This window comes from Tolypothrix sp. PCC 7601 (genome assembly GCF_025677855.1).
Classification (GTDB): Bacteria; Cyanobacteriota; Cyanobacteriia; order Cyanobacteriales; family Nostocaceae; genus Aulosira; species Aulosira diplosiphon.
In genome coordinates this window covers 1,273,640-1,286,066 of sequence record NZ_CP064879.1, presented here as the reverse complement: position 1 = coordinate 1,286,066, position 12,427 = coordinate 1,273,640, and the positions used below count along the sequence as shown (strand labels likewise).

Annotated in this window: 11 protein-coding genes; 4 read left to right on the top strand and 7 right to left on the bottom strand. The window is 41.7% G+C overall.

Annotated features, from left to right (window positions below; genetic code table 11):
* Nucleotides 1-88: 88 nt before the first annotated feature.
* From HG267_RS05225 to HG267_RS05215, 3 genes are all read right to left on the bottom strand, one after another.
* The gene (locus HG267_RS05225; RefSeq protein ID WP_045870611.1) at nt 89-316 is read right to left on the bottom strand and encodes a multiprotein-bridging factor 1 family protein; all 228 of its coding nucleotides are present in this window, start codon (nt 314-316) and stop codon (nt 89-91) included.
* A 190-nt stretch (nt 317-506) separates the two neighbouring features.
* Nucleotides 507-1,658 (bottom strand): extracellular solute-binding protein, encoded by a 1,152-nt coding sequence (locus tag HG267_RS05220; RefSeq protein WP_045870612.1) that lies wholly within the window; start codon nt 1,656-1,658, stop codon nt 507-509.
* Nucleotides 1,659-1,913: 255 nt separating this feature from the next.
* The gene (locus HG267_RS05215; RefSeq protein WP_155539246.1) at nt 1,914-2,072 is read right to left on the bottom strand and encodes a hypothetical protein; all 159 of its coding nucleotides are present in this window, start codon (nt 2,070-2,072) and stop codon (nt 1,914-1,916) included.
* A 378-nt stretch (nt 2,073-2,450) separates the two neighbouring features.
* Between HG267_RS05215 and HG267_RS05210 the strand changes: the two genes are divergently transcribed.
* Nucleotides 2,451-2,825: a hypothetical protein gene (locus HG267_RS05210; RefSeq protein WP_045870613.1), complete on the top strand. Its 375-nt coding sequence runs from the start codon at nt 2,451-2,453 to the stop codon at nt 2,823-2,825.
* A 202-nt stretch (nt 2,826-3,027) separates the two neighbouring features.
* Here the strand turns inward: HG267_RS05210 and cobT are convergent, their stop codons facing one another.
* The 3 genes from cobT to HG267_RS05195 all read right to left on the bottom strand — a co-directional run bounded on the left by cobT (nt 3,028) and on the right by HG267_RS05195 (nt 5,756).
* A complete protein-coding gene (gene cobT, locus HG267_RS05205; protein ID WP_045870614.1) occupies nt 3,028-4,191 on the bottom strand; it encodes a nicotinate mononucleotide-dependent phosphoribosyltransferase CobT in 1,164 nt (387 codons plus the stop codon).
* Nucleotides 4,192-4,285: 94 nt separating this feature from the next.
* Nucleotides 4,286-5,044, bottom strand: a complete 759-nt coding sequence (locus HG267_RS05200; RefSeq protein WP_045870615.1) for a DUF2232 domain-containing protein — start codon at nt 5,042-5,044, stop codon at nt 4,286-4,288.
* 13 nt (nt 5,045-5,057) lie between these two features.
* Nucleotides 5,058-5,756, bottom strand: coding sequence for a Crp/Fnr family transcriptional regulator (locus HG267_RS05195; protein ID WP_045870616.1), 699 nt, complete (start codon nt 5,754-5,756; stop codon nt 5,058-5,060).
* Between the two features lie 690 nt (nt 5,757-6,446).
* On the opposite strand from HG267_RS05195, the gene HG267_RS05190 reads away from it, so the two are divergent.
* From HG267_RS05190 to HG267_RS05180, 3 genes are all read left to right on the top strand, one after another.
* Nucleotides 6,447-10,364: a hypothetical protein gene (locus HG267_RS05190; RefSeq protein WP_096621561.1), complete on the top strand. Its 3,918-nt coding sequence runs from the start codon at nt 6,447-6,449 to the stop codon at nt 10,362-10,364.
* An 11-nt stretch (nt 10,365-10,375) separates the two neighbouring features.
* Entirely contained in the window at nt 10,376-10,585 is a 210-nt protein-coding gene (locus tag HG267_RS05185) for a hypothetical protein (protein WP_155539248.1), read from the top strand.
* Between the two features lie 148 nt (nt 10,586-10,733).
* Nucleotides 10,734-11,441, top strand: coding sequence for a sugar transferase (locus HG267_RS05180; RefSeq protein WP_045870617.1), 708 nt, complete (start codon nt 10,734-10,736; stop codon nt 11,439-11,441).
* 115 nt (nt 11,442-11,556) lie between these two features.
* On the opposite strand, the gene HG267_RS05175 is transcribed toward HG267_RS05180, so the two are convergent.
* On the bottom strand, nt 11,557-12,396 hold the full coding sequence (locus HG267_RS05175) for a carbohydrate ABC transporter permease (RefSeq protein WP_045870948.1): 840 nt from the start codon (nt 12,394-12,396) through the stop codon (nt 11,557-11,559).
* Nucleotides 12,397-12,427 lie beyond the last annotated feature (31 nt).

Below are 12,427 nucleotides of genomic sequence, written 5' to 3'. Positions count from 1 at the left end.
TAATATTTGTCTAACAGTGATTAATTCTAAATTGCCAAGTAAAATTTGCGATCGCCCATACCCAAACAGAGCAAATATAGTTGACTTTCTAGAAATAATAAAATTGTTCATCCATTGCTTTTAACATTCTCTCAATCTTCTCTATCGCCAAAGGTGATGGTTGAGAGCGTTTATTTTCCCAACGGTTAATTGTTGAATATGTAACACCTAGAGAGGCTGCAAACTGTTCTTGCGTTAGCCCAGCCACAAGCCGCAGCCTCCGGATAAGCTGTCCTACCTCTGGCTGATTTCTCACCAAGGGTTTTTTGATATTCATTTACCTTTTCAATCCGCTATCTCAAGTAGCTAATGCTATATTATTTGCTACATCCTAACTATGGTTAAATGCCGCAATCATCAGTAATCACTCGTAATTAAAAATTGTTTCCCTGAACCCCGAATTTTTTAAAAATTCGGGAATCTAAGTTGTACTAGTCTTTTAGCGAAAATTATCAGGGAGATTTATTTCATCCTTGCTTGATTTTGGTAAACAAAGTTTCGTATTGCTTTGTGGCTGAATCAGATAAGGGAAGCAAAAATTCACTTTTATCGAAAACTGCAGGATTATTCACTAAAAGATTGAGCAATGGTTCCTGAATATCTGCAGCTGCAATATTTGTAGCAGTTGGCGAGTTAGTTTTGGTGAGAATTGCAATTTGTTTAGCGATCGCGGGTTGTAAACAAAAATCTATCCATCTATTTAATAAATCATCTTTAACAGCGCCTTTGGGACGTACCCATAAATCTGCCCATAATGATGTTCCCGATTGCGGGATAACTGCTGCTAGTTGGGGATAACGCAATAATACTGGTGTTGCATCCTCAGACCAAGCAAGTGCTAGCCAAGTGTCACCAACAATTAAGGGTTCTAGGTAGGTTCGAGAGTCGTAGAATTTAACTTGTTGATTTAATGTCCGCAGTTCTGTTTCCAAGTTTGGTACTTGGTCAAGATTCTCGGTATTGTAGGATTTTCCTAATTTCTTTAAAACTAGACCAATTACTTCCCGTGGGTGATTGAGTAGAGAAATGTGCGATCGCAATTCCTCTCGCCACAAATCACTCCAATCTTGGGGTTTCCATCCCAATTCTTGAAACTTCTGGCGATTATAAATTAATACTGTATTACCCCAGCGGTAAGGAGCTGCCCAAACTTTCCCTTGTGGATCGGGATTACCTTGGTCGTTGCGCGTTACCAGTTGCTTCCACTTTTCATCCACAGCCGACCATTGTTTGATTTGTCCTTGATTCAATGGTTCAACTAGGTTTTGTTGAATCGCCGCTTTCAGCCAATAATCTCCTAATGTTACCAAGTCAGCTACGGGTGTTTTTTGGTTTTGCTGAAATGGGATAAACCGACTCCATCCTTGCTCATCGCTAGTTTTTGGCTTTTCTTGCCAACTTTGCAATTGTTTGAATAAATCTTGTATTTGATCGACAGGGGTAAACTTAGACTCTACCTGTCGCTGTAAGTTTTTCTGAAATTCATTAACTACCTGGCCAGGTATGGAACCTTTTAATAGCTGTACTTTCAGCTGCGTCCGGTTGCTTCCACCACAGCCAATAAGTAGTTGTGAAATTGCCACTGTACCTGTGGCTAATAAAAACGACCGTCGATCCATCGATTATGGGATATGAGATGTTGCATTATACCTATGTTAAGCATTCAAACACCAGAATTTTTACAACCTGCGCTTTTGAGGGAACACCAAAAATTAAATGTTAACTGTTAACCGTTGACTGTTCACAGTTAATAGTTAACAGTTAACCAAAGCTTCCTGAGTTTTTCTCCTACTTTTGATAGATGTGGAAACTTGGTTGTGCTTGCTGTAATTGATACAGGCTATTGCTTTTGGACTTTTTCCTAATTGGCTGAATTACGCAACTGTGCTTGCTTTCTCTGCTTTATGGTCGAATGCCATGATTTGTAGAGAATTTATCCCCCGCATATTTGATTGATATTGTCCTACAAACTCCTGACCTGAGAGAGGCGCGATCGCGTCGGGAATGGCTGACTCGGCTTTTATGATGCTCACCCCAGCAATAGCATTACATAAACTTTAGACTGTAACTCTTCTGGGAATTACACACCTGTCTAACTAAGATTTTGCGTCTACATTCAACTAGATTTTGCTGCTAAAACCACGAAAATAACCATATCTGTTGGTTATTAGACAGAAAAATCTGCAATTATCTCTATTTTAAGAGATTTATCGCAAAATAAATACCAAAAACTTTAATTTACTCAACAAAATTCTGAGAGCTACTAAGGAAAATATTGAGATATATAGATAAGTAATGACTTTAGTTTCACAATCCAACAGAAGTTGGCAAAAGTTAAATAATTCATAAGTATATTTAAGGTCGGCAGTAAATTGAATAACATAGAGAAAATATGCGGATTAGGGTATTAAATGGAGCCATTACAAAAGCAGATCACGACTTTGAGCCATAAGCTGGATAACCTCTGCCAAGTGATTGAGGAGCTTGATGGTAAAGTGACTCAAACTCTATCAGAATGCTCTTTAGCTAAAACCCAGGCAAGAGATAATTATCCAGAAAATACCGAAGCTGTACATTATCAGTTCCGGGGGAATCTTAATTACAATCCTGAAATGGAACACAAGGATGTATTGGCTGATGGCATTTACAGCGATATGAATCGTCAAGGAGGAGAAAAAACCATCTCCCCAGAAATTCAAATACAACGACTAACAGCACAATTAACTGCAGCATACAATCGCATTGCAGCCTTAGAAGAACAATTACTCCGAGAAAGAATTCACTAATTTGTCCAACAATTTTAGATTTTAGATTGGCCCCATGCCTTCTACGGGGTTTTAAATTTTGGATGTTTATTTTTTTCCCAAATCAATCAGTAGCTTGTAGCTTAAATATTAACGATTTCAGTCCAAAGTTTTCGATTTAAAATCTAAAATTTGGTTATTTTTGTAACCTGATAACCAGTTACTTGCTGAGTCTTGAGATCCGCTATTGTTGATTGAATCTGCTCAATCTCTCAAGTTGTTTTTCGATGGCTTCCAAAAGTTGGTTTTGCTGCCAATCTAAACTCAGATGAGCAGCGATCGCAGCTCCTCCAGCGCCCATACCTTCTTTAACAAAGCCCTGTTCGTAAGCCTGGAGTTGGGGATAACAAGAATCAGTAAAATTCAGTTGTGTAGCTAGTAAGGGTGGGGTTTCTCCACCCTTCATTATGTCTTGTTGACCTAAACTGAGGGCTAATTCCACCGTTCCCCCAGTGGGATCTTCTGCTACCCAACGCGTTGTACCTACTACTACTTCTTTTGGTTGCCAAGATAAATTGTAAGCTTGGGCGATCGCATTCATCAGCGCGTAAACAGCTAGCATTTGCGTCCCACCAGCCAGCAACACACCACAACTGCGACTAGCTGCAATCGCCATTCCCGCCACCACCACTTGCATCGGATCGCCTACAGCAGCAATAAGTTTGAGAGGATCTACTTTGGATTGGGGATTGGTAATTGGTAATTGGTAATTGGTTCCTCTTTGTCTCATTTTCTCCAAACCTGCTAGTACCAAAGCCGATTTTTGGTCATGGTTACAAATAGGATGGCTGCTGTTGACCTTGCCCTCGGCTGGTATACCCAAGCCAGTTAAAATGGCTAAGGCGGTAGTTGTGCCACCAACCACACATTCCCCTAAAACTAAATACCCATCTTGATTAGCAGCCAGTTTAGTACCCCAAAGCAACCCTTGTTCTAGCAAGTGCTTGACTGTTGCTAATTCCATCGCGTTACCTTGACTTAAACACCTAGCAGGAAAGCCACCCAAATCGATGCTTGGTACTGCTGGGGTGTAGGGTAATCCTGCATTAAACAAATAAACAGGTGTTTTCAGCGCTTCCACCACAGCACGAGAAATTAGCACAGGTGACGCACCCGCCGCTAGTGGTGGTAAGGGATATTTGGCTTGGTGTTCAGCACCATAGTAGAGAAATTCTGCATCAGCACAAGCTGTATACTTCCTATCTTCGGGAGTCTTTCCCGCCGCAGAAATCCCCGGAATCAAACCAGTTTCTGTAAATCCTAAAATACAAGCAAACACAGGTAAGCGATCGCGATACTTAGCAATCCAAGCTTCTCCCTGTGCTATTTGAGTATAAATACTAATCATGTATAAGAGTCAAAGGTCAAAGAATTTTGGATTTGAGATTTGAAATTTTAGATTGACCCCATACAAATGACCAATGACAAATGACAAATAACAATTATTCATAATCCATCAAAACTTGTACCCAGCGAGGCGGACGGGGGATTGGATTTCCCAGACGATCCAACAACAGCCATGCTCCTATGTGGACTACAAACAAGTAGATAAAATTGTTGAACATAATCAAAGCGATCGCTCCGATTTGTATCCAGAATGTACTGGGGTTGATTAATAATCCCAGCTTCAGAAATATCCACTCTAGTAGTTCTGTGACTTGGTTAATCGCATAAATCCATAAGTCTTCACCGGATAGCACCGACAGAAACCATACCCGAAAAAAAGCCCCTAAAGTCCCGAGTAACATACCCAAGGTCATAGAAACTATCCAAGGAACACGGCGATTCCATGCACTACCTAACAGCACGCCCATAAAACCATAGGGCATTACATACAGTAAACTGCGAACAGGGCCCATTAACACCCCTAGCAGCAAGCCAGATGTAACTGCTGCCATCCAAGCAGCGCGTCGCCCCCAACGCAGGTAGACTAGAGCGATCGGTACTGGAAAAAATATCTTTAATACCGGGCCCAAAGGAAAATAAAAATTAATAAACCAAATCAAACTCGCAGTACTAGCCAAAAACGCTGTTTCCACCATCCTTAAAGGTGCATCTACCTTTAATTGGGGAGGTTGCAGCGTGTTTTGATTGTCAAACTTGAGCGAATTGCCTTGTTTGTCTGACCGATTTTGCGGGGTTTGAGATTCAGGCGATGAACCAGGCTGTGGCTCATCTGGCGAAGAATCTAAAATGCTCATATTTGACAAGTATTTAAACGATCATTCTTTCCAAGGCAGTCAAATCAGGAATACAAATAATATCTTGATCCCGTTTAATCAAGCCTTTCTTTTCTAGCCTTGTCAAGACTCGTGTCACTGTTTCTCTTGCCAACCCACTTAAACTGCTGAGTTCTCGGTGCGGTAAATTAGGAATTTCTGTGCCTGTTTGTGCTTTTTTTCCCTGTCCTTCCGCCAAAAACAGCAAAGTATCAGCCACCCGTGATTGGCTATCAGATTCCCGCAAGCGCAGTCTGCGATTGACTTGTCGCAAACGCCGCGCCATGAGTTGAGCTAATCGCATTCCTGCCATAGGCTCTGTTTGAAGTAACTTGACAAAGTCCTGCGATGGCATACTCCCAATGACAGTAGGTGTGAGGGTAATGACATCGGTAGAGCGAGGTACTTCATCTAGTGCCGCCATTTCCCCAAACAGTTCACCTTTGCCAATAATATTTAATGTTACTTCTTTGCCTTCTAAATTGTAGGTACGAATTTTGACCCAACCATCAACAATAAAGTATACTGAACCACCCCAATCATTTTCCAGTAGAATCACTTGATTGGGTGGATGAGTACGGGTCACAAAATGAGTGAGGGCTGTTTCCACAACCAATTCTGGTAGCCCTTGAAAAAAGGGAGTCGAGAGCATCCAGGGATTGGCAGGTGTTTGCAGGCTAAATCGGTCTTCCATTACAAAATCTGAATTACATATTTATTAAATAAAGCTGTTGGATACACAACAAACGACAGTGCTATCTTTAAGCCTAAGCTATCAGAACCCAGCACTTGACAAAAATAAAACTAAACTATGTTACACAAGAAAACGACTCAAGAGTTGTTTTTTTAGTATCTAAAAACCTCAGGGAGTGTAGAAACGCCTCCTAAAGTTATTCTTTATGGGTAAACGCGATCGCTAACTCTTGACTTCCTAACCTCAGTAGACACATTAATCATACTCAAGGTAGTTAATTTTTGCTAACCTTATACTCTTAACTTAACTGTTTGGGGATTGGGGATTGGGGATTGGGGAACTCGGGGCCCCCTCTGGGGATAAGGGGTAATGGGGATTGGGGACTAGGGATTGGGGAACTCGGGGCCCCCTCTGGGGATAAGGGGTAATGGGGATTGGGAAAAGCAGAGGGCAAGGAGAAAAGAACAAATTACCAATTACCATGCCCAATGCCCAATGCCCCATGCCCAATTCCCAATTTATGCCCAAGGTCTATTGACGATAGCTTAAATTCCCATAATCTATAACATAAACATAATTGCACTTAGAAGTGCGATCGGGATATTGGCAAAACGCCAACCCGCGTAGCTTCAATAATTGTAAATTAATTTGCTTAAAAATTGACAGAAAGTTCTACCTAAGGTATATACAGTGACTTCTCGCGCAGATGAAATTCAAAGACTAATTGCAGATATTGACAATTTACTTGCCAGTAATGGTAAGCGCCTGTCTAAACTCCTGTCTAGTCAGGCGCAGGAGCCAAAAGAGGTCTTAGACCGAATTCGGGATTTTCTTGTGAGACTGGGAGAAAGTGATGTTTTGACGAGTGATAGTCAAAACCAGCCCACAGAACAAAAACCGCGATCGCCTTTGTTAGCAAAATTTGTCGATCAAAATCTTCAGCAAGCTTCAAGCCAAAATCAGCTAGCTAGTGAAGAACAGAGTACAACTCTGGGACAAAACTTAAATAGTGAAATCAAAGCTTTACTTCAGCCGCTACAAGCAGAATTAGCAACTTTGTTGCAAGAGCGAGCAACGCTAGTACAAGAAATTAGGCAATTAGAGCAAAGGCGGCTACATAGCTATTCCCTGACTCAGCAGTTAGCAACCCAAGAACAGATCATTAAAGAATTTTTAAAGGTGCTTGTTAGTCGCCTCATGCCTGCTTTAACCTCACAGTTAACACAGAGTTTAGCGAATTCTTCTGGTTCTACTGTAGCTAATAATACTAACTCTGAATCCGCCGCAGCGACACCTCAACCTTTCTTACAATCCTCTGAGCAGATAGAGCAGCTAACTAGACTAGGTCAAGAATTCGACCAACGGTTATTATCACTTGATGGCACTTTAAATATCGTTTTTGAGGCATTACAGCGCAATATTCGCACATACCATGAATCCCTATCGCAAGCCCTGACAAGAATGCACGCCCAAGGGTTGCAAGGGGAACAAGTCATAGTGAGCTTTGTGAATAATTTGACGCAGTATTTACAAGAATTTCCCCAACAGCCAGCATCTTTATCCACACCTAGGGAACAAGTAATTCCAGCAACCCTAGAGCCAGATGAAACTCAGGTTGAATTAGTCAATCAACCATTAGTAAATTTACCAGCCCCAGCAGCAAATACTGCACCTGCAGATGACTTGGATGCAATGCTGTTGGAACTGATTGCAGATGCGTCGTCATCTTTCGAGGCTCCTGATGCTGCAACCCCTACTACATTACCGTCAGATAGTTCTCCAGCAGATGAAGTAGATAAACTTTATGCCAGTTTGTTTGGTAAGAGAAATGAGACTCAGCCTGTTGCAGAAATAGCTCCGAACCAAGCTGTTACTAATGAACTGTCGCCACCCGAAACTGTTTTACCATCAGAATTATCTACTGAGCCAGTGGAATCTGTAGATGTTGCTGTAGAAACGCCAAACAATCTAGAGTTAGAACAAACAGAAATTACTGTTGCAGAACTAAGCCAAGAGACTTTACCTGCAGTAGAAAATTTACCTCCACCACCCACAGATTTATTTTCCCAAGAATGGGAAACGTTATTTTTTGACGAAACTCCAGTAACAACGCCACCAGCAGCTGCAGTGACAACCACAACCGAGGTTGCAACTAATCAAGCTAACACTGATACAATTACATCCCTCACAGAGTTGTTAGTGGAATTAGGAGATCGCCAAGAAGCGATCGCAGTTTCTTCTCCGCCAGCAGATGTCTCAACTTCAACAACAGTAATAACTTCTACCTCCAGAACAGAAGTTGAAACTCACGATGAGCCGCCAGAAAACTCTTCAGATAGCTACATTCCAGCTTCTCCACGAGAAAACTTGCTCTCCCTAGAAACAGCAGCTACCATGCCTGATATTTCCTTGGATGATGAGCAGTTGCAGCTATTGGATCAAGATTTGGCAAACTTTGATGGGTTGCTAAATTCTCAGTCACCACTAATCACCAGTTGGGTAAATCGCAGCAATCAAGCCCAACAGCAGCAAACGCAGGAAACTGCACCCCAGGAACCAGCAGAGAATCTGTCCCCCAATGCTTTGAATCAACAAGAAGCGCCCCAAATTACTCCCACTTCCTTCCCACAGCCAGAAGCTGAGTTAGACTTTAGCCCGATTATCGAAAAAAAAAAGGAAGAGACTTCAACTACAGCCAGTTCTTCCTTGTCTGGTGCGCCCAGCCTCAATCAGCCAGAACCTGCACCGCAAAATCCTCCAGACTCGAACTGGTATCTAGGAATTGATTTTGGTACAACAGGTATTTCTGCCGCACTTTTGGATCGCTCTACCTATGTTGTGTATCCTATTTACTGGTCAGCAGAAAATCCAGCAGGCGGTAGTGCCTTTCAACAATCGTTTCGGTTACCAGCAGAAGTTTATTTACCTACGGCTTCTGAGCAAACAGCAACCGCATCACCACAGCCAGATGCCAAATTAAAAAGCACACTTTATTCCGCACAGTTAAAACCCTATCTACAAGTAGCCATTCCCTACAAGAGTGCTAGACAAAAATGGGAACCTGTGCTGCAATTTAACGAATTTTCTGCGGGGCCTTTAGTTTGGGTAGTGCGATCGCTCGCTAAACTACTATTAACGCTGAAGTCGGATCGCCAAAGTACTACTCAAGGTTTAACTGCAACAGCTATAGGTTTAAAAGAGCCAGCTTTCCACAACATTATTAATAATATTGCAGGTGTCATCTGTACTTGCCCATCTAGTTGGTCAGAACAATATCGCTTTAATCTGCGAGAAGCATTACTCAATAGCAAATTAGTCAAACATCCACAGCAAGTCTTTTTTGTTGAAGAAGCGATCGCTAGTCTTTTGAGTGTACTCGATGCTGGTAATGGTGAAGCAGTACAGTTAAGCCACAGTCAAGGTTTACGTTCTGTACACACCAACGAACAACCCCTAGTAGGCGATACCCTAGCCATCAATATTGGGGCTACCGCCACAGAAATGGCATTAGTTGATTTACCAGAAAACTTATCGCAATTTGCCCATAATGACTTTATGCTCCATAGCTTTGCTTATGCAGGCAAGGGTATTGAGCAGGATATTATTTGTCAACTACTTTTACCACCCAAATCTCGGCAATTACGCTCAGAAATTACCGGGGAGCAAGTTAGCAGTCAGCCTGGACTTTGGCAATCAAATATTCCTGGTTTAGATCAGATGCATTGGCAAAGTTTGGGGTTAGAAGATTTAGAACTTCCGCGAGTCGGCGAACCAGATATTGTGGCGCGAATTTATCTCCAGCAGCGTTTAGAAAGTTCGCTGTTAGGGCAAGCTGTACTAGATGCGGCATTAGCTCTGAAGTTAATCTTACAACACCAAGAATCTTTCACTCTCGACTTAGCCGATCAGCGATGGGTTTTACAAAGGCGAGATTTGGAAAGCCAAGTTTTAGTTCCCTTTGTGCGCCGCCTCAATCGCGAACTGAATAAATTATTAGTAGCGCGTGGTATCCCCACAGAAGCAATTAACCAAGCTATCTTAACAGGTGGTGTGGCTTCCATCGCTACAGTCAATCGGTGGCTAAAGCAAAAACTCCCCAACGCCAAAATTATTCAAGATTCCTACCTTGGTGAAAATGGCGCGCCTAATTGTAGTCGAGTTGCCTATGGTTTAGCGATGTTACCGCTACATCCCCAGGCTTTAGAAATTCCCAGGCAACAATATACCGATTATTTCCTATTTACAGAATTGCTGCGACTGTTACCCGATAGACCCCTATCCTTTAGCGAAATCATCCAGTTATTTGAGGGTCGTGGCATTAATACCCGCATCTGTCAGCAACGCCTGTTAGCCTTCTTAGAAGGAGAATTACCTCCAGGGTTAATACCTAACACGCCAGATTCCGCATGGCTCACTCAAAGTTCTCAAAATAACCCCGACTATCATGCGATCGCATCTGCGCCATTATTTGAAAAACAAGGTAGTCTCACCTATCGACCGAATTCGCAACAACTTTCATATTTACGTCGTTATCTAGATGCCATCAAAGCCAGTACACAGCAATCTTTAGATGAACCATATACCGTTAATTTTGCCTTAGAGGTTTAGGGGATTGGGGATTGGGGACTGGGGATGAGGAAGATAAGGGGGATGAGGGGGATGAGGGAGAAATACCAATTACCCATTACCCATTACCCATTACCCATTACTCATTACTCATTACTCATTACCCATTACTCATTACTCATTCCCCATCCCCCTACTTACGAAAATCTACGTACCATATCACGTATTTTTTTCTTTTACAAAAGTATACTGAAACTTTATAATTTTTTGTTCAATTGAAAGATTGTGTAAAGCTACCTTAAATCTTCCGATAGTAGATAAAAAAATTGTCTATATTAGCACTCAGTACAAACTCAGTAGCAACTGAACATAAGTGAAACGGTACAGTCCAGTCACAACCGCAGGTAAACTATGTCCATGACTACTTTTACTACTGATGCAAAAGGTTGTACTGTGGAAAATTTAGCATTATGGAATCACATCGATTCCGTAAATTTATCACCACAGTCTTTACACCCCTCTATCAGCAGCACAGCAAAAAGATTGATTGATATTTTCGGTGCGATTGTCGGGCTAATCATTACAGCAGTGGTAGCAATTCCAGTAGCAATTCTTACCTTTGTTGATGATCCAGGCCCGATATTTTATTCGCAAATTCGTTGTGGCCTTCAAGGTAAACCCTTCCGTATCTGGAAGTTTCGCTCGATGGTTGTCAATGCTGACAAACTCAAGCATTTGGTAAAAAACCAAGCTCAAGGTCACATTTTTAAAGCTGTAGACGATCCCCGCATTACTCGTGTGGGTAAGTTCTTACGTCGTACCAGCTTAGATGAATTACCTCAGTTTTGGAACGTCCTGCTGGGGGATATGAGTTTAGTTGGTACTCGCCCACCTACTCCTGATGAAGTGATTCATTATGAACCTCATCATTGGGAAAGATTGCAAGTTAAGCCAGGTATTACTGGAGAATGGCAAGCTAATGGTCGTTCTAGTATTACCGACTTTGAAAAAGTAGTCAGTATGGATATCGACTATCAGCGTAAGTGGTCGGTTACTTACGACCTCAGCCTCATTTTTAAAACAATCAGGGTTGTCTTTTTAAAGACAGGTGCTTATTAATTTACTGCCACTCTTGCTAGTCAGGGTGTGCCTATCTCACCATGAGACAGAATTCAACATTATGAGTGTATACTCCAAAATTTTTGGTAATTTATAATATTGAATTTTGAATTGTTTAACCTTTTACTCCACTACCAGTTTCTGTAGGTACGATATAGCGTTGCAAGAAGAGAAATAGTACCAATACAGGGGCAATAGAAATTACCGAACCAGCAGCTACCAACCGCCAATCAAGAGAAAACGTACCTGCAAGCTTTGCAACGCCCAGGGGAAGAGTGTATAAATTTTCGTCTTGGATAACAATTAACGGCCACAAAAAATCACTCCAAGAACCGATAAAGACGAAAATAGCCAGGGTTGCAAGTGCTGGGCGAACTGCCGGCAACATTACATACCACCATAAACCTAACTCGGAGCTGCCATCCATACGGGCAGCTTCTTCTATTTCTTTAGGAACGCTCATAAAAGCTTGGCGCAATAGAAAAATCCCAAAAGCAGAAGCTAAACTGGGAAAAATCATTCCTAAATAAGTATTTCTCAAACCTATTTGGACAGTCAAAATATATAAGGGAATCATCACGATTTGAAAGGGAATCATAATCGTGGAAACAATGGCGATAAAAATCCAATCTCGTCCTGGGAATGACAGCCTGGCTAAGGGATAGGCTGCTAAGGAGCAAAACAGCAGATTTAAACCCACAGTTAACAATGCCACCAGCGTACTGTTGTAGAGATACTGGGCAAAAGGTAGAGAATGCCAGACGTTAGCAAAATTATCTAATGTAGGTTGGCTGGGTAATAGCTGCGGTGGCGATTGCAAAATGTTTTCTGAGGGTGATTTCAAGGCTGTACTAATTAGCCACAGCAATGGAAACAGAGTTAAGAGTGCGATCGCGCCTAAAATACTATATGTTCCTAAAATTTTAAATTGGGAATTATGCCAAAAAATTTTCATAGCTAAACTAAATTGACCAATTTCAAACATT

Coding starts and splice junctions, on each gene's coding strand:
- HG267_RS05225 (WP_045870611.1), bottom strand. CDS start 316: ATGAATATCAAAAAACCCTTGGTGAGAAATCAGCCAGAGGTAGGACAG.
- HG267_RS05220 (WP_045870612.1), bottom strand. CDS start 1,658: ATGGATCGACGGTCGTTTTTATTAGCCACAGGTACAGTGGCAATTTCA.
- HG267_RS05210 (WP_045870613.1), top strand. CDS start 2,451: ATGGAGCCATTACAAAAGCAGATCACGACTTTGAGCCATAAGCTGGAT.
- cobT (WP_045870614.1), bottom strand. CDS start 4,191: ATGATTAGTATTTATACTCAAATAGCACAGGGAGAAGCTTGGATTGCT.
- HG267_RS05200 (WP_045870615.1), bottom strand. CDS start 5,044: ATGAGCATTTTAGATTCTTCGCCAGATGAGCCACAGCCTGGTTCATCG.
- HG267_RS05195 (WP_045870616.1), bottom strand. CDS start 5,756: ATGGAAGACCGATTTAGCCTGCAAACACCTGCCAATCCCTGGATGCTC.
- HG267_RS05180 (WP_045870617.1), top strand. CDS start 10,734: ATGTCCATGACTACTTTTACTACTGATGCAAAAGGTTGTACTGTGGAA.
- HG267_RS05175 (WP_045870948.1), bottom strand. CDS start 12,396: ATGAAAATTTTTTGGCATAATTCCCAATTTAAAATTTTAGGAACATAT.